The 24,128-nt window shown below is 37.6% G+C and carries 13 protein-coding genes; 9 read left to right on the plus strand and 4 right to left on the minus strand.

Translation table 11 applies throughout. The features are described 5' to 3' along the window. Positions 1 to 10: 10 nt before the first annotated feature. The 5 genes from RNZ46_RS01375 (at position 11) to RNZ46_RS01395 (ending at position 11,977) form a co-directional block, all read left to right on the plus strand. Positions 11 to 907 carry an ABC transporter ATP-binding protein gene (locus RNZ46_RS01375; RefSeq protein WP_316983602.1) on the plus strand — a complete coding sequence of 299 codons (897 nt, stop codon included), beginning with the start codon at positions 11 to 13 and terminating at the stop codon, positions 905 to 907. 31 nt (positions 908 to 938) lie between these two features. Further along, complete coding sequence (locus RNZ46_RS01380) at positions 939 to 1,763, plus strand: DUF2705 family protein (RefSeq protein WP_316983603.1); 825 nt, start codon at positions 939 to 941, stop codon at positions 1,761 to 1,763. Between the two features lie 28 nt (positions 1,764 to 1,791). Further along, the gene (locus RNZ46_RS01385) at positions 1,792 to 4,500 is read left to right on the plus strand and encodes a T9SS type B sorting domain-containing protein (RefSeq protein WP_316983604.1); all 2,709 of its coding nucleotides are present in this window, start codon (positions 1,792 to 1,794) and stop codon (positions 4,498 to 4,500) included. Between the two features lie 4 nt (positions 4,501 to 4,504). Further along, on the plus strand, positions 4,505 to 6,952 hold the full coding sequence (locus RNZ46_RS01390) for a T9SS type B sorting domain-containing protein (RefSeq protein WP_316983605.1): 2,448 nt from the start codon (positions 4,505 to 4,507) through the stop codon (positions 6,950 to 6,952). A 138-nt stretch (positions 6,953 to 7,090) separates the two neighbouring features. Further along, a complete protein-coding gene (locus RNZ46_RS01395; RefSeq protein WP_316983606.1) occupies positions 7,091 to 11,977 on the plus strand; it encodes a T9SS type B sorting domain-containing protein in 4,887 nt (1,628 codons plus the stop codon). A 34-nt stretch (positions 11,978 to 12,011) separates the two neighbouring features. Here the strand turns inward: RNZ46_RS01395 and RNZ46_RS01400 are convergent, their stop codons facing one another. Then, a complete protein-coding gene (locus tag RNZ46_RS01400) occupies positions 12,012 to 12,659 on the minus strand; it encodes a DUF1801 domain-containing protein (protein WP_316983607.1) in 648 nt (215 codons plus the stop codon). 259 nt (positions 12,660 to 12,918) lie between these two features. Here RNZ46_RS01400 and RNZ46_RS01405 point away from each other — a divergent pair, with 259 nt between their 5' ends. Both RNZ46_RS01405 and uvrB read left to right on the plus strand, forming a co-directional pair. Further along, positions 12,919 to 16,488, plus strand: a complete 3,570-nt coding sequence (locus tag RNZ46_RS01405) for an FIDD domain-containing protein (RefSeq protein ID WP_316983608.1) — start codon at positions 12,919 to 12,921, stop codon at positions 16,486 to 16,488. Between the two features lie 27 nt (positions 16,489 to 16,515). Next, a complete protein-coding gene (gene uvrB / locus RNZ46_RS01410) occupies positions 16,516 to 18,519 on the plus strand; it encodes an excinuclease ABC subunit UvrB (protein ID WP_316983609.1) in 2,004 nt (667 codons plus the stop codon). 70 nt (positions 18,520 to 18,589) lie between these two features. Here uvrB and RNZ46_RS01415 read toward each other — a convergent pair whose 3' ends face one another. Continuing rightward, positions 18,590 to 19,003 carry a TerB family tellurite resistance protein gene (locus RNZ46_RS01415; RefSeq protein WP_316983610.1) on the minus strand — a complete coding sequence of 138 codons (414 nt, stop codon included), beginning with the start codon at positions 19,001 to 19,003 and terminating at the stop codon, positions 18,590 to 18,592. A 368-nt stretch (positions 19,004 to 19,371) separates the two neighbouring features. Here RNZ46_RS01415 and RNZ46_RS01420 point away from each other — a divergent pair, with 368 nt between their 5' ends. Then, positions 19,372 to 19,629, plus strand: a complete 258-nt coding sequence (locus RNZ46_RS01420; protein ID WP_316983611.1) for a DUF1456 family protein — start codon at positions 19,372 to 19,374, stop codon at positions 19,627 to 19,629. A 45-nt stretch (positions 19,630 to 19,674) separates the two neighbouring features. On the opposite strand, the gene sucC is transcribed toward RNZ46_RS01420, so the two are convergent. Then, a complete protein-coding gene (gene sucC, locus RNZ46_RS01425; protein WP_316983612.1) occupies positions 19,675 to 20,865 on the minus strand; it encodes an ADP-forming succinate--CoA ligase subunit beta in 1,191 nt (396 codons plus the stop codon). 179 nt (positions 20,866 to 21,044) lie between these two features. Here sucC and lysA point away from each other — a divergent pair, with 179 nt between their 5' ends. After that, on the plus strand, positions 21,045 to 22,304 hold the full coding sequence (lysA, locus tag RNZ46_RS01430; RefSeq protein WP_316983613.1) for a diaminopimelate decarboxylase: 1,260 nt from the start codon (positions 21,045 to 21,047) through the stop codon (positions 22,302 to 22,304). A gap of 92 nt (positions 22,305 to 22,396) precedes the next feature. Here the strand turns inward: lysA and RNZ46_RS01435 are convergent, their stop codons facing one another. After that, the gene (locus RNZ46_RS01435; protein WP_316983614.1) at positions 22,397 to 23,716 is read right to left on the minus strand and encodes a hypothetical protein; all 1,320 of its coding nucleotides are present in this window, start codon (positions 23,714 to 23,716) and stop codon (positions 22,397 to 22,399) included. Between the last annotated feature and the right edge of the window lie 412 nt (positions 23,717 to 24,128).

The raw sequence follows: 24,128 nt of genomic DNA on the forward strand, positions 1-24,128 counted from the left end.
CCAAGCATATTTGGAACCAATACTTACAATTAATAATCTTACCAAAAAATTTGGGTATTTAACCGCTGTAAAAGACTTGTCGTTTACCATTAACAAAGGTAATGTTTACGGCATTTTAGGACCAAACGGAAGCGGAAAATCCACAACCTTAGGCATTGTTTTAAATGTTGTTAATAAAACGCATGGCGATTTTAAATGGTTCGACGGCCAAACAACCACGCACGATGCGCTAAAAAAAGTTGGTGCTATAATTGAACGACCAAACTTTTACCCGTATATGACGGCGACGCAGAATTTAAAACTGGTTTGCAAAATTAAGGGCGTAGATTACAATAAAATAGAAGAGAAGCTTGAAGTTGTAGGTTTGCGAGAACGCAAAGACAGCAAGTTTAAAACCTATTCTTTAGGGATGAAACAGCGTTTAGCCATTGCCTCGGCACTTTTGAACGACCCTGAAATATTGATTTTAGACGAACCCACAAACGGATTGGATCCACAGGGTATACATCAAATACGGGAAATTATAAAGCAAATTGCAGCCAAAGGCACTACCATTTTATTGGCATCGCACTTATTGGATGAAGTTGAAAAAGTCTGTTCGCACGTGGTGGTATTGCGCAAGGGCGTAAAGTTATATTCGGGGCGTGTTGACGAGATGATTTCCAGTCACGGTTTTTTTGAATTGAAATGCAACAAGCAAGAGGATTTAGTGAAACTTTTGGAAAACAATCCGTCGTTCAAATCGATTAAGGAAAAAGATGGCTTGGTAACCGCTTTTTTAAACGAACCCATGCTTTCTGAAGATTTTAACAAATATCTTTTCGAAAACGGCATTATTCTCACCCATTTAGTACAGCGTAAAGAAAGTTTGGAAGAGCAATTTTTACAATTAACAGACAACAACTAAAACCCATCCTAACCAAAAACACACGAACTATATGTTACGTCTTTTAAGCTTAGAACTACAAAAACTACTACTAAACAGAACCAGTAAAATACTCATATTCGTATCGTTTATCCTGCCTTTCTTTGTTATATTATTATCCTCGTTAAGGATTAATGTATTCGGTTTTTTTACATTGGAACTCGGGGAATTAGGTGTTTTCAACTTCCCCATAATATGGCACTTAACCACCTTTTTCGCATCGCAATTCAAGTTCTTTTTTGCTATTGTTGTGGTAAGTATGATTGGTAACGAGTACAGCAACAAAACCATTAAACAAAACTTAATTGATGGGTTGAGTAAAAAGGAATTCATCTTATCTAAATTCTACACCATCGTTTTCTTTTCGTTGGTTTCAACAATACTTATTGGGTTAATTTCATTATGTATTGGTTTATACTATTCAAGTTATACTGAAGCCTCAATTATTTTTAGAGAAGTCGAATTTTTACTTGCTTATTTTGTAAAATTAGTTGGCTTCTTTAGCTTATGTTTATTTCTTGCTATGTTAGTAAAAAGGTCCGCATTTGCTTTAGCTTTTTTGTTTATAACTTTTATTTCTGAATGGTTAATATTTTTACTTGTAATGTGGCAAACTTCCACTGAAACAGCTTGGAAAGTTATAGAAGTCTTACCTATTCAATCCATGTGGGAGCTTATTAACCAACCGTTCCAACGTATAGCCATGACTAAGTTTCCAGACAAAGGAGAATTAATATATGACTATGCCGTCCACGGGTACGAATTTGCCATAGTAATTGGTTGGACTGCTCTATTTATCTTTTTATCGTACAGATTATTAAAAAAGCGAGATTTATGATACCTTTGGTGGCATTCGCTACTGAAAGATGAAAAAAATTGCCATATTCTTAATAAGCTGTTTAATCGGTTTAAACGGTTTTGCCCAAAGTGAAGCTGCCAATTGGTATTTTGGCTTTGGCGGTGGCATAAAATTCAACCAAATTAATAATACGGTTACCTCGGTAAGCGACGGACAATTGTTTACAAACGAAGGTTGCGCATCCATTTCGGACAGTTCTGGAAATTTATTGTTTTATACAGATGGCACCCGAGTTTGGAATAAAAACCATGCCACCATGTCAAACGGTTTGGGGTTGTATGGCGACTCGTCCAGCACACAATCTGCCATAATTGTACCCAAACCAGACGATGAGAATATTTACTACATTTTCACGGTTGATAATGGTCTAGACGGAAACGATTACGGTTTAAACTATTCTGAAGTTAACATGACTTTAGATGGTGGCTTAGGTGCAGTTACCTCAAAAAACACAAATTTACTTCAGCGTTGTTCTGAAAAAATTACAGCCGTTTTAAAAGATTGTATTACCAAGTCCATTTGGGTACTTACCCTAGCATCAGAAAATGGCGATGCCGATATTTTCAACACTTATCACGCTTTCGAAGTCAATAATTTTGGCGTTAACACAACATCGGTTAAGTCAACATTTAATCTTATGGTTTCAGATGCGCGAGGCTATTTAAAGCTATCGCCCGATGGCGAAAAAGTGGCATGTGCCAATGTTAGAGATGGTCTGTATTTATATGATTTTGATGCCGCCACAGGTGTTGTAAGTAATCAGTTGCAACTTAATTTACCATCTGTTAATTATGCGAGTTATGGTGTAGAGTTTTCACCAAACAGTCAATTGCTTTATGTGCATTCGTATAACAATTTTTTCGATTTTGAAACGCCTGCCAATAATAATATCCCATCAAATCATACATCATCGCTACTCCAATACAATCTTTTAGCATCAAATATTTCTTCATCTTCATTTGTTATCGATGATCGAGAATTATATAGAGGTGGTTTACAGCTTGGACCAAACGGTAAAATTTACAGAGCATTAAGCGCCACTTATAATGATGGCTTACCCTATCTCGGTGTCATCAATAACCCCAACGGCATTGGGTTTAATGCAAACTATAGCCACAACGCCATTAGTGTTTCACCAAATAATTCGTCACAAGGATTACCTCCTTTTATAGCTTCTTTTTTTAACGAAAAAATAGACATTATTAAAAACGGTGAAAACTCTACAAATCTGTCGCTTTGCGTCAATGATACATACACTTTAGCGGCCGACCAAATAACGGGTGCCACCTATAGTTGGACACGTGATGGAAATCCTTTAGCTGAAAGTGATTATGATTTATTAGTTACTCAAAACGGGCATTACGAAGTTTATATCGACCCTAATAACGGTGATTGCGCTATTGAGGGTGAAGCCTTTGTGATTTTTAATCCAAACCCCGAAGCCTACAACCACACCCTGTTGCAGTGCGATGAAGATGGTACGGCCGATGGACGCACGCAGTTCAACCTCAACCAAGCCAACGCTGTTTTAACCAATAACGTCGCGGGCCTTTCAACCAGGTTCTATACCGATGCGGCCAGAACCAACGAGGTTAACAGCAATGCCTTTACCAACACAGCCAATCCGCAAACCATTTACGTAAACGTCGTTAACGATGCCACGGGGTGCTTTTCGGCATCGGAACTGACCCTGAACGTGAGCGTCACCGATTCCGGAGACACCCAACTTATTGCCTGCGATAACGACGGTATCGAGGATGGGTTTTTCAACTTTAATTTAAGCGATGCCGATAGTGCCATTGTAAGCGGGCTTCCAACCGGTTTAACCATTGCCTACTACGAAACTTACGATGATGCCTTACTTGAAACAAATAATTTGGGAACCACGTTTACAAACACAAATCCGTACACCCAAACTATTTACGCACGGGTTGAAAATGCCAACAACTGCTACGGCATCAGCGAAGTGGCCTTGACCGTAAACGAATTGCCAAATATTGAAACCGAGGCTCTGGCATATTACTGCCTTAACTTTTTTCCTGACACCATCACCTTGGATGCCGCCGTTATAAACGATGCGCCTTCAAACTATAGCTACAGTTGGTCTACCGGTGAAAGCAGCTATCAAATCGACGTAAACCAAGCGGGCACTTACAACGTTACCGTTACCAATGCCAATGGCTGCACCAAACAACGCACCATTACCGTAGAACCTTCAAACATTGCCACCTTTGAGAACATTGAAGTGGTCGATGCCACCCAAAACAACAGCATTACCGTTTTGGTTTCCGGCGAAGGCGTTTATGAGTACCGCTTGCTGGACCAGAACAATGTGGTTTACGCACCCTATCAGGAAAGCAATGTGTTCGAAAACGTTTCCCCGGGCATTTACACCCTTAGCGTTCGCGACATAAAAAACAACTGTGGTACCGTACAAGAGCTGGTTTCTGTTATTGGGTTCCCTAAATTTTTCACGCCCAATAACGATGGCGATAACGATACCTGGCAGGTCCAAGGGATTTCGGGCATGTTCCAGCCCAATACCAACATCCTTATTTTTAACAGGTTTGGAAAACTAATAAAACAGCTGAACCCGTTGGGCGAAGGTTGGGACGGACGCTTTAATGGCCAAAAACTGCCTGCGGACGATTATTGGTTTGCGGTGACCCTGCAAGATGGAAGGGTATTAAAGAATCACTTTACTTTAAAACACTAATCATTTGAAATTAGCCCCAAAATTATTCATCTTTTTCATTTTTCTAGCGCATAATAATATAGCATTTGGGCAACAGCCAACGGATTGTATTGATGCCGTTATTGCTTGCGGAAACTCAAATATCAACCTTAATGTTAGTGGCGTTGGCACACAAGAATTAAGCGGTTCTAACACCTGTTCCAGTCAAGAAAACAACAGTGTTTGGTTAAAAGTTACTTTAGTAACAAGCGGCACTTTAGGCTTCACATTAACTCCTAACAGCACCGCAATAACCGAAGATTATGATTTTTTTGTATTTGGGCCAAATGCAACTTGTGGTAATATTGGGCAAGCCATTCGGTGCTCGACAACCAACCCTTCAGCTGCCAATCAAGGTAACAATTTAACCGGTATGAATAGCACATCAACTGATACTGCAGAAGGCCCTGGTGCTAATGGCGACAGCTTTGTAAAATGGTTGGATGTGCTAGCTGGAGAAACTTATTTTATTGTAATCGATAGACCCATCGGCAACAGCCCTTTTAGTTTACAGTGGACGGGAACGGCACAGTTTTCCGACCCGCCTTCAGATCAGTCTAAAACAAGTGGTACCCCTTTAAATTTAGAAAGTTGCGATGTCGTGGCGCCATTTGATGATGGGTTTACAACATTCAACTTAACCGACAATACTAGTTTAATAACAGGAACACAAAGCGACATTACCATTACGTTTCACGAAAACATAAGTGATGCTAATATTGGGATTAATGAATTAAGTAGCCCGTACACCAACATTAACAATCCGCAAACCATTCATGCCAGAATCACCAACAACACGACAGGATGTTTTGAATTGACGAGCTTTCAATTAGATGTAAATTTAGGTCCAAACTATGCACCGCCAGCGGATTACGAACTTTGTGATGATGCCATGGACGGAAACAACACCAATGGTCGCGTAAATTTTGATTTATCTTCCAGAAATTCTGAAATATTAAATGGTCAAAATCCAGCAGATTTTAATATTACCTATCATACGTCACAGTTTGATGCCGAAAATCGGGCAAATCCTTTGTCGAATCCCTACTACAATGCAACACAATTTAACGAACAGGTTTTTGTGAGAATTGAGGATGCGCTAAATACAGACTGTAAAAGTGTAACGCCTTTAAATTTAGTGGTGTATTTAAACCCCGAAGCCTACAACCACACCCTGTTGCAGTGCGATGAAGATGGTACGGCCGATGGACGCACGCTGTTCAACCTCAACCAAGCCAACGCTATTTTAACCAATAACGTCGCGGGCCTTTCAACCAGGTTCTATACCGATGCGGCCAGAACCAACGAGGTTAACGGCAATGCATTTACCAACACAGCCAATCCGCAAACCATTTACGTAAGCGTTGTTAACGATGCCACGGGCTGCTTTTCGCCATCGGAACTGACCCTGAACGTGAGCGTCACCGATTCCGGCGATACCCAACTTATTGCCTGCGATGACGACGGTACCGAAGACGGGTTTTTCAACTTTAATCTAAGCGATGCCGATAATGCCATTGTAAGCGGGCTTCCAACCGGTTTAACCATTGCCTACTACGAAACTTACAATGATGCCTTACTCGAAACAAATAATTTGGGAACCACGTTTACAAACACAAATCCGTACACCCAAACTATTTATGCACGGGTTGAAAATGCCAACAACTGCTACGGCATCAGCGAAGTGGCCCTGACCGTAAACGAATTACCAAATATTGAAACCGAAGCTATGGCTTATTACTGCCTTAACTTTTTTCCGGACACCATCACCTTGGATGCCGCCGTTATAAACGATGCGCCTTCAAACTATAGCTACAGTTGGTCTACCGGTGAAAGCAGCTATCAAATCGACGTAAACCAAGCGGGCACTTACAACGTTACCGTTTCCAATGCCAATGGCTGCACCAAACAACGCACCATTACCGTAGAGCCTTCAAACATTGCCACCTTTGAGAACATTGAAGTGGTCGATGCCACCCAAAACAACAGCATTAGCGTTTTGGTTTCCGGCGAAGGGGTTTACGAGTACCGCTTGCTGGACCAGAACAATGTGGTTTACGCACCCTATCAGGAAAGCAACCTGTTCGAAAACGTTTCCCCGGGCATTTACACCCTTAGCGTTCGCGACATAAAAAACAACTGTGGTACCGTACAAAACGTGGTTTCGGTTATTGGGTTCCCCAAATTTTTCACGCCCAATAACGATGGCGATAACGATACCTGGCAGGTCCAAGGGATTTCGGGCATGTTCCAGCCCAATACCAACATCCTTATTTTCAATAGGTTTGGAAAACTAATAAAACAGCTGAACCCGTTGGGCGAAGGTTGGGACGGACGCTTTAATGGCCAAAAACTGCCCGCAGACGATTATTGGTTTGCGGTGACCCTGCAAGATGGGAGAATTTTTAAAAATCATTTTACACTAAAATATTAATATTGCTATCATGAAAACCAATTAAAATCGTATTTTATCGGTTATATTTTGCGCTTCATCTGAAAAAAGTCTATTTTTCATAATAAATTCAATTTATGCATTAATTGAGTTTTCCAAATAAAAAAGAAACCTACTGCTATGAAATTTGTTAACTGCTTATTAGGACTGCTTTTACTTGGGAGTAGTTATGCGTTTTCGCAACAGATTTCAGTCGATGATTCCGTTGGTTTGCAACAACTTATAGAAGACAATTTAGTACAGAATAGCTGTGTTGAAATTACCAATATTACCTCGTTTGTAAACGGAAGTTCCAGTGGTTTTTCAAGTTATGCTCAATTTGACCGGGCAGGTTCCAACTTCCCTTTTCAAAACGGTATAATGCTTACTACTGGGAATGCGACCTCTGGCGGAAATAATGTGACCACCCCAACACTTAGCGAAGGCTCAACGGTTTGGGGAACTGACCCGGATTTAGAAGCTGCTTTGGGTATTTCCAATACTCTGAATGCCACTTCCATCGAGTTTGATATTGTATCTATATCAAGTCAACTTCAGTTTAATTATTTATTGGCTTCCGAAGAATATTTCGGCATTAATCCTTGCCAGCTTTCCGATGGTTTTGCGTTTTTAATTAAAGAAACCGGTAGCCCACTACCCTATCAAAATATCGCCTTAGTTCCTGGTACTTCAACACCGGTTAACACCAATACCATACATGATGAGATTTTTGGTGTTTGTCCAGCTCAAAATGACCAGTATTTTGATGGATACAACGTTGGTGACACCAATTACAACGGTAGAACAACGGTTTTAACAGCTCAAACAACCATAACGCCTTACGTTCAATATCATATCAAATTGGTGATAGCCGATCAAACCGATATTGAATATGACTCGGCAGTTTTTATTGAAGGTAATAGTTTTAAAATTTTAGATTTGGGCGAAGATGTTTCCACATGCGCGCCTTCGGTAACCTTGGATGCCGATATAGACAATCCACTCGCAACTTATGCTTGGTTTTTGGATAACGCACCCTTGGCAACCACGCTCCCAACAATAAGCGCCACTCAAGATGGTACGTATAGGGTTGAAGTAACTGTAGATTTAAATGGTACTGCTTGTGTTGAAACCGACGAAATCGTAGTCGTTTTAAATACCGAAGAGCCCATAAACCCAATAACAGACTATGTTTTATGTGATGACATTAGTGGTGATGAAACTGAGGTGTTTGACCTTAGCTCTAAAAATGCCGAAGTAATCAACAATATTCCTTTTACAAATTATGACTTCTCCTATCATTTATCCGATGCCGATGCTAGAAACAATGTAAATCCTGTTTCGGGTAATTTTTCAAATACCATAAACCCGCAAACCATTTATGTTCGAATCCAAGATAATGATACAGGCTGCTATGGGTTTACTACATTTAATTTAATAGTAAATCCAGTACCAACCATAACCGATCCAACAGATTTAGAGGTATGCGATAGCGACACCCAACCTGATGGATACACCGTTATAGATTTAACTCAAAAAGACGACGAAATAACAGGTGGACAAAGCAGTTTACTAGTAAGTTATCATTACACTAGTGCCGATGCAGACAGTGGGGCAAACCCAATCCCTATACCATATGTTAACACAAACACACCAACTGAAGTGGTTTACATAAGGGTAATTGATACGCAAACGGGTTGTGTAAACTCTTCATCATCTTTAACCATTAATATTACAACAAGTCCAATTGTAAATAGGGATACTCAGTATTTAGATGCCTGTGATATGGATCATGACGGTAGCGCCGAATTCGATTTAACCCAAGTAATTAACGATGTTTTAATGGGCTTAACCGGAGTAACCTTTACGTTCCATGAAACCTTGCCCGATGCTCAATCGGGAGATAATCCAATTGCAAACGAAACCAATTATCAATATCAAAATGCTTTATTAGAACCCGGAAACGCCACGCTTTACATAAGAATTGTAGACGATAATACGGGTTGTGCATCCATAGTGCCACTTGAAGTCCACACCAATTTACTACTAACAGGCACAGATACGGGCGATTTTGCCTTATGTGATAACAACGATGATGCTACCGATACTCTAGCGTTTGATTTAACTACCGTTGCTCTATATATTGCTGATGAATTGCCTAACATTTTCGTTACATTTTATGAAACTGAAACAGATCGGGATTCCGGTACAAACCCACTAGATGATAGCATACTTTATCCTGCTACCAGCCCTACAACATTATATATTAAAATAGATGATACCGCTAGTGGTTGTTCAGATTTCTCAGAAATCACATTATTGGTAAACCCTGTGATATTGTTCAATCCTGCTAACCCTTTACCATACTGCGATACCGACGATGACGGTATTGTAAGTATCGATTTGGCTTCGTTAGACGATACCGTAACTGGCGGAAACACAGATTTTGAAGTACGATACTATCCCTCTAGTACCGATGCCGAGAACAATTCCAATCAATTACCTCCTTTCTACACCAACACAGGTCCTATTGAAACCATTTACGCACGCATTGAAAATATAGATACGGGCTGTAGCACCATCAACCCATTTGATATTGAAATTTATGTGGCACCAGCGGCGACATCGCCAAGTCCAGAAGTGATTTGCGACAATGATAGCAACCCTGAAGATGGATTTTCAATCATCAATCTTGATGATGCTATTTCTGAAGTTGTAGCAAACCCAACAGGACTTAACATCGGTTTTTTCAACTCCTTTGATGATGCCGATAACAATGTAAACCCAATTACAAACACGTCCAATTATAACGCCAACACGCAAATCGTGTACATTCGGGTTGGAAATAACGATAGCCTAGGGTGTTATAATATTGTGGAATATGAAATTACCGTAAACACCACACCTATAATTCCGGACATAACCCCGTTTCAAATATGTAAAGACGATGGCACTTTTACAGCAGATTTTTTATTAGTTGATAAAGATGCCGAAATATTAAACGGTCAAACCGGAAAAGAAGTCTTTTATTTTGAAGATGCAGCGTTTACATTGCCTATAGACAAAAATACAGCTTACCAAAATACAAGCCCATCGCAAACCATATTTATTCGTGTTGAGAATATTACCGATGCGAATTGCGCTGCGACCTCATCGTTTACAATACAAGTATCGTCCGACCCTATTTACAATACGTTTAGCCCGTATTTGATTTGTGACGATATTACTAACGACCAGCAACACGAATTCGATTTATCTGAAAAAGTAACCGAAATATCCCAAGGTTCGCCAGATATTCTTAATGTTTCATTTCATTTAAACCGACAAGATGCCGAGGATAATTTAAACCCGCAACCGTTACAATATACTAACGTTTCAAATCCACAGTCGCTTTATGTTCGAATAGAAAATAGCAACTCGTTTTGTTTTGTTGTTGAAGAATTGGGAATAAACATCATTGCATCGCCAGATTTAACAGAGGCTACGCCTTTTGAAAATTGCGACACCGATTACGATGGCTTTGTAAGCTTTAATTTGGAAGATGCCGATTTTCAAATTAATGACAGATTGCAAAACAATCTCATCACCAATTACTTTGAAAACTTTTTAGATATTAATCAAAATGACGGTTTAGATAACAGCAACGAAATTACAGATCCCACCAATTATATTTCGGATACCAAAACAGTTTATATAAAAGTTGCTAATACCTTAACGGGCTGTTTTAGTGTTATTCCGTTGGATTTGGTAGTCGTTTCACCACCGCCAACAAATAACATTGGCACCATCGAAATTTGTGATAACGATACCCAGACATTTGATTTAACTACGGTAGATGCCCAAATTGTGAATGACCCAAGTGCTGTAAATATTACGTACCATGACAACCAAAACGATGCTGATAACGACCAAAACCCTATTGGAACCACATTCAACTATACCGCGAGTAGTCATATTATTTATGTAAGAGTCAACGATCCGTTGGTTAATTGTCCAATAACAGTATCTTTTAACTTACAAATAAATGCAAACCCCATTGCCAATACATCTCCAGATTTAGTAGCATGTGATGATGATTTTGATGGCTTTTTCGAATTTGATTTAACGGCAAGCGCCAGTGCAGTAATTGGTTCGCAAAATACTTCAACACATTCGGTAACCTATTATAGCGATGCAACAAATGCCGAAGCTGCTACAAACCCTCTGCCAAATTTACATTCTGCTTTTGATGGTGAAATTATTTTTGCACGCATTCAAAATGATAATACAGGATGTTTTGCCGTATCGCAATTTGCCACTCGTATAAACCCTTTGCCGGTAATTCCAATAGACGACTTTGTACCCCTTTGTATTAACGATTTACCTTTGATTATTAGCGCAGATACCGGTAACCCAAACGACACTTATTTATGGTCTACTGGCGAAACAGCAACCGAAATACTTTTAAATGATACCACAGATATTGGCGATTATTGGGTAACCGTTACAAGGCCCTATGTTATAGGTTCAGACTGCTCGTATACCAAAAACTTTACGGTTATTGAATCTGAAGATGCAACCATCAATTTCACCACAAAAGTTGATTTTGCAGACCCCAACAGCATTACCGTTGATGTTAGCGGTATTGGCGAATATGTATTTATTTTAGATGACGGCGAACCACAAACATCAAACGTTTTTGAAAATGTAACTTTTGGTTTGCACGTAGTAACCATACGCGATTTAAATGGCTGTAAAGATGTAACCACCGAGGTTGTGGTCATTGATATCCCAAAATTTGTTACGCCAAATAACGATGGTACTTTCGATACCTGGCATATTGTTGGCGTGCAGGAAATCCCAGGAACCGTAGTTTACATTTATAACCGACACGGTAAATTATTAAAAACACTTCCACATACTTCTGTTGGTTGGGATGGTACTTTTAACGGACAGAACATGCCATCAGATGATTATTGGTTTGTGGCAAAAGTGATTCAAAATGGTGAAGCCTTCGATATTCGGGGTCATTTTGCTTTAAAGCGTTAACAGTCTCTAATAAGTTAAGTTTGCAACTCATTATTTATTCTGCTTCTTCTAATTGTTTATGAGAACCGTCGCAATTTGGCTTTCGTTTTGATAGTCCGCAAACACAATCGTTCAAACCATATCCATCCATAATTCGTTGGGTGTTCTTTTCAATTCGCAATATTTTAGTTTTTGATTGTTTTGGTTTGTTAAAATATAAGAGATAACCTATTTGTCTGCCTTCGGTGAGGCTTTTAAATGCTTTTTCAAATTTAGGGTTTTCTGTAAATTTTTGTTCCAGCTCCTTTGGCATTTCAAAATCGGAAGTCTTTTTCTTTTTAACTTTCAATCCCAATTTTTCTATCGCTATGGCTTCCTCAATGTACTGCTTTATAATTAGTTTCTGTTCTGTAATTTCTGGCGTATCTGTAAATCGGATTTGTCGTGCAGATTGTGTATTTTCAGCTTGTTGAATTAAAATGTTTTCAGAGTCTTTCAATAAAACACCTTTATGAAACAGAATGGCGCAATAATCTTTGAATTCATGGATTAGAACAATGTTTTTTCCATTGCTTGTATAACAAGGATGCATCCATTTAAAATCTTCTTTTAGTCCGCAATCCAAAATAATCTCGCGAAGTTTCGTCAATTCGTCCTGCCATTTTTTAAGGCCGTTCAAATATTCATTTACTTCTTGGTTCATATTTTTAAGACAGCTTTTATCAAATGTTGCACAACCTTAAATATACCAAATAAAACTAAAAATCGCCGATAATAAATTAAAATCGTAAAATCGGCCATTTTCAAAGTTCATTTCAATATTATACTTAGACAAATACTACTCACTTCATCTTAAATAATTAAACCTTTAACTTTTTTATAAGTTCAACTTAATTAAATGCTATATTTTAGTTGCTTCCTTAATATATGAGCAAATATATTTGATAGCCATGATTTTTTATATGAAGAAATTAAAAACTCGATTATATATTATTACAACATGTGCATCCGCATTATTTACCTTTTTTAGCAATTCTATTCATGCCCAAACAAACTGTACGTTTGGCGTCGCTGTTTTTAAAGAAGATTTTGGTTCGGGTACAGCAAGACTTGGCCCTTCTTTAAATCAAGACCCCAATAATGTGCATCCAAACTTTAGGCCTGCCGATTTGTACACTTACGTAGGAACTGGAAGTGTAGGTCAAGATCAATATGGCATAATGAAAACCCCTAAAGATGCCGCTCCAAATGGTGCGGATTGGAACGATGATTTTCCAGACCATACCGGCAACCCCAATGGCTATTTATACTATTGTGATGCCAAAGAAGATTTGAATGTGTTTTATGCACAAAAAATTGATGGTTTGTGCGATGATATACAATACGAACTTTCTGCTTGGTTTGCAAAAACAAATGCCCCCGATTACTTTATAGACCCCAATATTAAGTTAATAATTGGGTACACCGATATTAACGACCAGAATATTGGCAGCATTGTTGAAGCAGACACCGGCCCCATTGAAGGTGTGGGAACGAACAGGTGGCATCGCAGAAGTCTTGTTTTTTCCGTTCCAACGGGAACCGAAAACATCTACTTTATGTTAAAAAATAATGTGGCTGGCTTAGCCGGAAACGATTTAGCAATTGATGATATTCAAATTAGACCATGCGGACCGGTAATTGATAGCATCGATCAATTAACAAGCGATCCTTCCTTCAATAATTCTTTTTGTATTACAGACACATCTAATAATACCATTAGTTTATCGGCCAACGTACCTAACAGTTTTGCCATGCAATGGCAGGAATCTACAACTCCAGGTGTTTGGGTGGATATTCCGAATGAAACATCTAGCGTTTTAAACCATACCATACCCGCCAACTCAAACGCAACGCATTTAATAAGGCTTAAATTTGCCCACACTTTAGCCAATTTACTTAATTCTAAATGTCATTTTTTATCAGAGGTTTTAACTTATAATAAAACCTATGCGAACCAAGCTTCTCATATGCAATTGTGTGATGACACCGGCGATGGCAAATCGCTATTCGATTTATCATCACAAAACAATTTTATAAACGCTGGTGGCGGTGTAACGATTACCTATCATAGTTCTCAAAATGATGCGGACACGGGAAACTCCCCATTACCAAACATGTATGATAGCGGAAATGCAACCATTTATGCGCGGGTAGAAAACAACACCCAATTATTGGGCAATATTTGTTATACCACCACAAGCTTTAATTTAGAAGTTTATTCCACGGTAATTAACACACCCATAAGTGCTCTGAGCAGCTGCGACAACACCTCCGTTGGTGCCGATACCGACGGCTACAATGTATTCGATTTAACCCTAAAAGAAACAGAACTTTTAAACGGCCAATCCTCATCAGATTTCACAATTACTTATTTTATTGATGCGGCTTATACCACTCAAATTACAACGCCCAATGCTTTTGTGAATACTACCGCTAGCGGACAAACCATATATGTAAGAATCACGAATAACTTAAACCCCATCTGTTACACAGAGACCTCTTTTAACATTGAAGTGCTCTCATTACCTGATGCAAATTACCCAAACACCTATAGTCAATGCGATGATGCCTCAAACGACGGACAAGCATTTTTTAACCTAACCCTCAATCATATTAAAGAAGAAATAAACCCTAACTATTTAAGTGAAGGGCTCATGTTTAGCTATTATGAAAACAAAAACCAAGCAGATAGTGCAACGAGTCCCATCGTAAATCCTACTACTTATCAAAACAGTATTGGTTTTGCCCCAGAAACCGTGTGGGTTAGAGTCGAAAACCCTAATGGCTGTTTTAGGGTTGTTCCGCTAACATTAGAGGTAAACCCATCAAGCGCAGCGTTAAACCAATATAACCCTCCGCCATTTTCCCTTTGTGACAATGGACCAAATAATAGAGATGGTTTTTCTACTTTTGATTTAACAGGACTAAAGAACCATATTTCAAACACTATTTTCTCAACATTTAATGTTACTGTTCATTTTTATGAAAGTCAATTGGATGCTGAATTAGAAACAAATGAATTAACAAATATTGCCAATTACCAAAACACAATCGCTAACAGCTCGCAAAGCCTTTGGGTGCGTGTAAAAAGTGATTTAGGCAATAATTGTTTAGGTTTAAAAGAATTTGCTAACATACTAAACGTTGAAGCTTTACCCACGGCAAACCCGGTAACCATAAACAGACAATGCGATTTTGATACAACCGATACGGTGGTAAACTACCCGTTTGACACCTCACAAATTGAAACCGATTTACTAAATGGGCAATCGTCTACAAACGTAACGGTTACCTATTTTGATGAAAATAACGCACCATTACCCAGCCCTTTACCAAATCCATTTTTAACAGAAAGTCAAACCATTACTGCGCGGGTAACCAATAATGCAACTTCAGCCCCAAATGGCCCGTGTTATGATGAAACAACGATTGAATTTATTGTAGATGAACAGCCTATAGCAAACCCCGTTTTCATTCCAGCAGTTTGCGACGGCGATGATGGGTTTGATGACGCTGATGGTTTACACCATTTCGATACCTCAACCATTCAAAACAACATTTTAGGTATGCAAACGGGCATGGACGTTTACTATTCTTATTTAGATGAATTTGGGAGTCAAATTACCAATAGTCCGTCGCTACCAAATCCATTTGTTTCGGGAACGCAAACCATTACGGTTGATGTTATAAACCCCACAAACCCTACCTGTACAGCATCTACAAATATAGATTTTATAGTAAATCCTTTACCCGATTTTTCTATTGAAACACCTCAAATTGTTTGTTCTTCCGACCCAACTTTTACAATTATTTTAGATCCTTTGGAAGACAACCCTTCAGAGAATTTTGTTTATGAATGGGTTTATGAAGATGGAACAACACTATCCAACAACCCTACATTAACAGTTTCAACCCCCGGAACTTATTCTGTTACACTCACAAAAACTGATGGTACCGGATGCTCAAGAACACGTGATGTTTTTGTAAATGCTTCCGAACTTGCCACCATCACTTTAAATGATGTTGTTATTGTTGATATTTCAGATAACAATTCAATCACTATAAATGAAACCAATCTCGGACTTGGAGATTACGAATACGCTTTGGATGAAGAGTTTTCATTTTATCAAGATGAACCATTTTTCGACAACATAAAGGCAGGATTTCACACCGTTTATGTGCGCGATAAAAAAGGTTGCGGTACAAGTTCAATTGATGTTTCTGTGATTGGTTACCCCAAATATTTCACGCCAAATGGCGACGGTGTAAATGATTATTGGCAAATTTTAGGAGTAAATAATCAGTTTCAGCCCAATAGCACCATCCAGATTTTTGATCGTTACGGAAAATTAATAAAACAAATTCAAAGCGCATCTGCTGGATGGAATGGCACATTCAACGGCGAGTTATTAAATACAGATGATTATTGGTTTAAGGTTTATCTTGAAGATGGCCGGCAATTTATGGGGCATTTCACTTTAAAACGCTAACCCATTTATTTTGTGTAATTTTGCAAAATGAAATTCAAAATAGATTCAGAATTTAAACCAACTGGCGATCAACCACAAGCTATAAAGCAACTTGTTAATGGCATTAATACGGATGAAAAGTACCAAACTTTACTCGGTGTAACCGGTTCGGGAAAAACCTTCACGGTTGCCAATGTGATTGAAGATGTGCAGCGCCCTACTTTGGTTTTAGCGCATAACAAAACACTCGCAGCGCAACTATATTCTGAGTTTAAACAGTTTTTCCCAGAAAATGCCGTTGAGTATTTTGTATCGTATTACGATTATTATCAACCCGAAGCTTACATTCCCGTTTCGGGCGTTTACATAGAAAAAGATTTATCCATCAACGAGGAAATCGAGAAGATGCGTTTAAGCACAACATCCTCATTGCTTTCGGGCAGACGCGATGTAATTGTAGTCGCATCCGTATCCTGTTTATATGGTATTGGTAATCCGGTGGAGTTTCAAAAAAACGTCATCACCCTCACAAGAGACCAAGTTATTTCGCGCACCAAACTACTGCATCAATTGGTGCAAAGTTTATACTCGCGTACCGAGGGCGAATTTAATCATGGGAATTTTAGGATTAAAGGCGATACTGTAGATATTTTCCCGAGTTATGCCGATGATGCTTTCAGGATTCATTTTTTTGGCGATGAAATTGAAGATATTGAATCCTTTAATATTCAAACCAACGAAGTCATTGAAAAATATGACATTCTAACCATTTACCCAGCAAACATGTTTGTGACCTCGCCAGAGGTTTTACAAGGTGCTATTAAAAACATTCAGGATGATTTGGTAAAACAATACGATTATTTTAAGGAAATCGGAAAACATTTAGAAGCAAAACGTTTGAAAGAGCGTACCGAATTCGATTTGGAAATGATACGCGAATTGGGCTATTGTTCGGGAATTGAAAACTATTCGCGGTATTTGGATGGCAGACAACCGGGAAGCAGACCATTCTGTCTATTGGATTATTTTCCAGAGGATTACTTAATGGTTGTCGATGAAAGCCACGTTACCATTTCGCAAGTGCACGCTATGTATGGTGGCGATAGAAGCCGAAAGGAAAACTTAGTGGAATACGGTTTTAGGTTACCCGCCGCTATGGATAATCGGCCATTAAAATTTGAGGAATTTGAAGCCTTGCAAAACCAGGTTATTTACGTAAGTGCAACGCCTGCAGATTACGAACTTCAAAAATCCGATGGTATTTATGTGGAACAGGTGATTCGCCCCACAGGGTTATTGGATCCCGAAATTGAAGTTAGACCAAGCTTAAACCAGATTGACGATTTAATTGAAGAAATACAGCAACGTGTTGAAAAAGACGAACGCACTTTGGTAACCACGTTAACAAAACGTATGGCTGAGGAATTGACCAAATATTTGGATCGCATTCAAATACGCTGTCGTTATATTCACAGTGATGTCGATACTTTAGAGCGCGTTGAAATTATGCAAGATTTACGTAAAGGCTTGTTTGATGTTTTAGTTGGTGTTAACCTTCTTCGTGAAGGGTTGGACTTACCCGAAGTATCACTTGTTGCTATTTTAGATGCCGATAAAGAAGGCTTTTTACGTTCGGCCCGTTCACTTACCCAAACCGTTGGAAGAGCCGCGCGACACTTAAACGGAAAGGCCATTATGTATGCTGATAAAATTACCAAAAGCATGCAAAAAACCATTGACGAAACAGAATACAGGCGCGAAAAACAAATTGCTTATAACACCGAAAACAACATCACACCAAAAGCCTTAAATAAAAGCTTGGACAATGCCTTATCAAAAAACTCGGTGAGCACGTATAGTTACGAATTGGAAGCTGCAAAAGCCGCCGAACCAGAAAGTGCCTATTTAAGTAAACAAGAACTGGAAAAGAAAATTCGCGAAAAGCGAAAATCCATGGAAGAAGCCGCCAAGGCTCTAGATTTTATTGTGGCGGCCAAATTACGAGACGAAATTAAAAGCTACCAAAATAAACTAGAAAAGCTAAAGGTGTAAACCTCTAGCTTTTCCATAACCCAAAAGGGTTTTCACAACACAAGTAAATTATTACTTAGCAGATAAAATTTTAATTGTACTGTGTTTTAAAAATATCTATTAATACGTCCGGAGGTACAATTTTATTCGGGAAACTTTCCATTAAATACAAAACCTTGGTTATCGATTCGTGGCTCAATCCCATTCTCAACCCAAAATTATAAAGTTTTATAACGCCTGCAGAGTTGTTTCCATCGCCGTATTCTTGTTCGATATTCATCAACAAAACCAGTCTGTGAAACTGAACGATTCGTTCGCTATGCGATTTTAAATGCGTATAGGTAACAGGGTGTTCTATTAAATATTCAAAATCTTCACGAGATATTTCAAGCTGTTTGGCCACACCTAACAAAAAGTTATACTCAATATGTTTTATGTCTTTATCATATTTTGCAAAAGCAATCATTTCAGATAAAAGACTCAATTTTTCGACTCTATTAATCATGTTTTGAAGGGATTAATTAATTATACTATAAAGATACACAGAAGCGTCCTTAAATAATCGTAGATATAATGTAACTTATCGAAAAACAGGGCGTTATTAATCGAAGATTTTAATTATTTCATCATAAACCCATTTTTTTTATCCGATTTTTAAGTAAAACACAGAAGTGAAATAGCATGTGTTTAACCCATTAATTTAATTAATTTTCTCATTATCAGTAAATTAAACGAATAATTTTCACATTCATTATTTAAGCATAAAATCATTATTTAAAGTATCTTTATGGAATATTAAAAACGTCAATAAGGCGTATTCATAAAAATAAAATCGATGAAACGCACGGATAGATAAAACAGATTATAATAAATATGACTAACAACGATATTTTAAAAAAATTACGAGTAGCTCTAAAACTGAGAGATGATGATATTGTAAAGATTTTAAGTCTTGTGGATTTTAGAATTTCCAAAAGTGAATTGGGTGCTTTTTTCAGACGAGAAGACCATCCGAAATACATGGAGTGTGGCGACCAAATTCTAAGAAATTTTTTAAATGGTTTGGTAATTCATTTACGAGGGCCCATGCCAAAAAAGGGTGAAACTAAAGCACAAAAAAAGAGCAACTGATAATGTTGCTCTTTTTCTCATTATATAACTATTTGTAGGTTATATTTAACCTAAAACTTCTTGTACTTTATCGGCGGCTTCTTGAAACTCCGTAGCACTCATTACATCTAACCCTGAATTATCAATTAATTCTTTTGCTATGTCAGCATTGGTGCCTTGCAAGCGTACAATGATAGGTACATTAATATTACCCATGTTTTTGTAGGCATCAATAACGCCCTGTGCCACACGGTCGCAACGTACAATACCACCAAAAATGTTAATTAATATAGCTTTTACCGCTGGGTCTTTTAAAATGATTTTAAAAGCTGCCTCAACACGAGCAGCATCAGCAGTTCCACCAACATCTAAAAAGTTTGCCGGCTCGCCGCCCGCTTGTTTAATTAAATCCATAGTCGCCATGGCTAAACCAGCGCCATTTACCATACAGCCCACGTTTCCATCTAAATCCACATAATTTAAACCGAGTTCCCCTGCTTCAACTTCAATGGCACTTTCTTCACGAATATCGCGTAAATCCACATAATTTTTATGTCTGTACAACGCATTATCGTCAATTGTAACTTTAGCATCAACAGCCATTATTTTATTATCGCTCGTTTTTAAAACGGGGTTTATTTCAAATAAAGACGAATCTGATTTTACATAGGCCGTATAAAGATTTGTAACAAACTTGGTCATTTCCTTAAATGCCAATCCAGATAATCCTAAATTGAAAGCAACACGTCTTGCTTGGAATGGCATTAAACCTACCGATGGATCTACTTCTTCGGTAAAAATTAAATGTGGTGTTTCCTCTGCTACGGTTTCAATATCCATCCCACCTTCAGTAGAATACATAATCATATTTCGCCCGGTACCGCGATTTAATAAAACCGACATATAAAACTCACTGGTTTCAGATTCTCCTGGGTAATACACATCTTCAGCGATTAAAACTTGATGTACTCTTTTACCTTCGGCAGAAGTTTGGGGTGTAATTAAATTCATCCCAATAATTTCCCCAGCAATGGTTTCTACTTCTTGCAAATTTTTAGCAAGCTTTACACCGCCACCTTTACCACGTCCGCCGGCATGAACTTGAGCCTTTATAACATGCCAACTCGTACCTGTTTCCTGTGTTAATTGTTTTGCTGCGGCAACCGCCTCCTGTGCATTTTGGGCAACAATTCCGCGTTGAATACGCACTCCAAAGGTGCTTAATATTTCTTTACCTTGATATTCGTGTAAATTCATAACTTGCTTAATAGTTTAAGATGCACAAATGTAAATAATCGCTATTAATTACACTAATGTTTTATTTAAGAATGAAGAAAATTAAAATTACAATCCATGATTTGTTATATATTTAACACTTTGTTTAATTTGATTAATTTTGTGTTTAATAATTTTATTTTGAAAATAATAAAATATCTTTGAAAAAAAATAATGTTGTACTTATGACCAATAATCAGTTGCTTAACATAGCAAAAGAATACGGAAGTCCGGTTTACGTTTACGATGCTGAAAAAATTACAGCGCAGTATAATCGCTTAACCAATGCTTTTAAGAATGTTAAAACCCTAAAGTTGAATTATGCCGTAAAGGCGTTATCGAATATTTCAATTTTAAAACTTTTTAAAAGCTTAGGCTCTGGAATTGACACCGTTTCCATTCAAGAAGTTAAATTGGGTTTGGCTGCAGGCTTTTTACCGGAAGAAATAATTTTTACTCCAAACGGCGTATCACTTTCAGAAATTGAAAAAGCTGCAAAATTAGGTGTTCAAATAAATATTGATAACTTGGCTATTTTAGAGCAATTTGGCACTAAACATCCAAATGTTCCGGTTTGTATTCGTATTAACCCACATGTTATGGCTGGTGGAAATAGCAATATTTCTGTGGGGCATATCGATTCTAAATTTGGCATTTCAATTCATCAAATTCCGCATTTATTGCGTATCGTAGAGAATACTAAAATGACAATTAATGGCATTCACATGCATACGGGCAGCGATATTTTAGATATTGATGTGTTTTTATATGCCAGCGAAATACTTTTTGAAACGGCAAAACAATTCAAAAATTTAGACTTTATTGATTTTGGTTCGGGTTTTAAAGTGCCTTATAAAGATGGAGATATTGAAACCAATATTGAAGAATTGGGAAAAAAATTATCTTCAAAATTCAATCAATTTTGTAAAGATTACGGTAAAGAATTAACCCTAGCTTTTGAACCCGGTAAGTTTTTAGTGAGTGAATCCGGTAGGTTTTTAACCACCGTAAATGCTGTGAAGCAAACCACCTCAACAGTTTTTGCGCAAGTTGATTCTGGGTTTAATCACCTAATTCGCCCTATGTTTTATGGGTCGCACCACGATATTATTAATATTTCCAACCCAAATGGACGCGAGCGTTTTTACACCGTTGTGGGCTATATTTGCGAAACCGATACTTTTGGAAACAACCGACGTATTAACGAAATTAGCGAAGGTGATATTTTATGCTTTAAAAATGCCGGTGCCTACTGTTTTTCCATGGCTAGCAATTATAACTCGCGCTACCGACCTGCAGAAGTTTTATGGCACAAAAATAAAGCACATTTAATTAGAAAAAGAGAAACTTTTGATGATATTTTAAAGAATCAAATTGAAGTTGATTTTTCAGTTGAAAAAGAAAAGCAATTGGTTAAATAGCCTGTTTAAATCTTAGTTATAAAAACGCCCAACTTATTAGTTGGGCATTTTATTTTATAGCGTTCAAAATATAGTTCTTTTTTATTGACGCTTTACAATCCGCTTATGGTATAAATACTTACTCCTGTTGTAGTTGCTAAAACAAGGTCGCTTCCGCTTTTAGCCAAACCATTAACAGAAATACCTTCTGAAAATTCAACATGACCGTAATCTTCATCCAGTCGGTTTTTATTAAAATTATATTTTATGATATAAAACCCTGCTTCACCTGCTGCAATATAAAACACACCGTTTCTAAAAATAAAAGAGTTCACTACATCGTTGGGTTTGTTCGGGTCTAAAATTTGCTCCTTGATTTGTTGTACCAATTCTGCGGTTTTGTTTCCTCCACTATCCGTATTAATTTTAAATAAACCAATACCATCGCTCCCTAAACTAACCGCCAACCGATCTTTCTTAACGGCCGTTAAACTGTGTTTAGCTTCAACATTCATATTATTAAATACGCCCAAACTAACCTCGTAATTAAAACTCATGATATCGGTTTTCTTGGAAATATCATAATAAAAAGCCTTTAATTCTTTGGTATCATTATTAAATGCTAATGCCACAAAATTATAAGCATTATTGTGCTTTTCTATAGACGTATCTAAAATAAACAAGCCTTCGGTTTCATTTGATTCGTGCTTAATCAGCGTATTGGTTTTTTCATTAAAAGCGAAAATAACGCCTGAGTTTCCACCACCAGATCCAGTTATAATACCATTAATGGTTTTTATGCTTCGGAGTTTATTTCCGAAAATTGAATGAAACAAATCTTTCTCACTCAAACTAAAAACATCCCTTTTTTTGTTGTATTGTATTTGATATCGACCTAAAAACGAAGGGTAATCGCCACCATAGTATTCCCTTGCATCAAAACCACCTCCAAACAAGAGGTGTTTACCATCCGAAAAATCGACAGCATCAATATCCCTGTGTGGTAAAACCAAGGTTCCATCTAAGTTTGGAGCACCATTTTTAGGGACACTTATTACATCTACCCCTCCTGAATATGGCTCACCAATTAAACTGTAAGAAACCGCTATTCTTCTATTCTTTACTGCCACATGGTTCGCATTTAACAGCACTATTTGCCCTTTATGAACGACATATAACGGATCGACTATAGCTTTAAGTTTTAAATAGATGCTATTTCCTTTTTGAGATTTAGACGATTTCCCCGAAAGTGATGTTTTAACGTTTATTACTTTATCATGCTGTGTTAATCGTGTACCATCTTTGGTAACTTCTATTCCACAGTCTTCACAAATTAAATCCTCCAACAGGTCTTCTTCTTGAATGGGATCAGAGTCTTTTTGACATGAGACTATTAATAACACAAGGCTAAAAACTAAGGTAATTTTTTTCATATTCGTAGGTAGGTTTTGGGGTTGTTCATTTAATATAATCGCAATTATACATATAATTGTCAGTTTTTACCAAAAAACAATAAAAAAACATACTCTTAAACGACTTTTAATGTATTTCATCGGATGTTGTTATTATAAATAATGTTCTAATACATTGCAAAAAACTTCTTTGAGTTTGCTTTTATAAATTTGATTTACAGTGCATTAAACAACATAGAATAAAAATATGCTATTAAAATCAACTAGAATTAAATCCTTACACATGCTTTGAGGCATCACCATCTTTATGGCGATAGTGCCTTGATCCACTCAAGACACTTACCCCAAAAACTATACTAATAATTATTAATATCACTGATTATCCGATTTTTAAATATGGTGAGGGTACTTGAATTTTGATTTTTGGCAGCTA

It is taken from the genome of Hwangdonia lutea, assembly GCF_032814565.1.
Taxonomy (GTDB): Bacteria; Bacteroidota; Bacteroidia; order Flavobacteriales; family Flavobacteriaceae; genus Hwangdonia; species Hwangdonia lutea.

What these genes read in the sequence shown, in the direction of transcription:
- RNZ46_RS01380 (WP_316983603.1), top strand. Translation starts at nt 939, where the DNA reads ATGTTACGTCTTTTAAGCTTAGAACTACAAAAACTACTACTAAACAGA.
- RNZ46_RS01385 (WP_316983604.1), top strand. Translation starts at nt 1,792, where the DNA reads ATGAAAAAAATTGCCATATTCTTAATAAGCTGTTTAATCGGTTTAAAC.
- RNZ46_RS01395 (WP_316983606.1), top strand. Translation starts at nt 7,091, where the DNA reads ATGAAATTTGTTAACTGCTTATTAGGACTGCTTTTACTTGGGAGTAGT.
- RNZ46_RS01400 (WP_316983607.1), bottom strand. Translation starts at nt 12,659, where the DNA reads ATGAACCAAGAAGTAAATGAATATTTGAACGGCCTTAAAAAATGGCAG.
- RNZ46_RS01405 (WP_316983608.1), top strand. Translation starts at nt 12,919, where the DNA reads ATGAAGAAATTAAAAACTCGATTATATATTATTACAACATGTGCATCC.
- uvrB (WP_316983609.1), top strand. Translation starts at nt 16,516, where the DNA reads ATGAAATTCAAAATAGATTCAGAATTTAAACCAACTGGCGATCAACCA.
- RNZ46_RS01415 (WP_316983610.1), bottom strand. Translation starts at nt 19,003, where the DNA reads ATGATTAATAGAGTCGAAAAATTGAGTCTTTTATCTGAAATGATTGCT.
- RNZ46_RS01420 (WP_316983611.1), top strand. Translation starts at nt 19,372, where the DNA reads ATGACTAACAACGATATTTTAAAAAAATTACGAGTAGCTCTAAAACTG.
- sucC (WP_316983612.1), bottom strand. Translation starts at nt 20,865, where the DNA reads ATGAATTTACACGAATATCAAGGTAAAGAAATATTAAGCACCTTTGGA.
- RNZ46_RS01435 (WP_316983614.1), bottom strand. Translation starts at nt 23,716, where the DNA reads ATGAAAAAAATTACCTTAGTTTTTAGCCTTGTGTTATTAATAGTCTCA.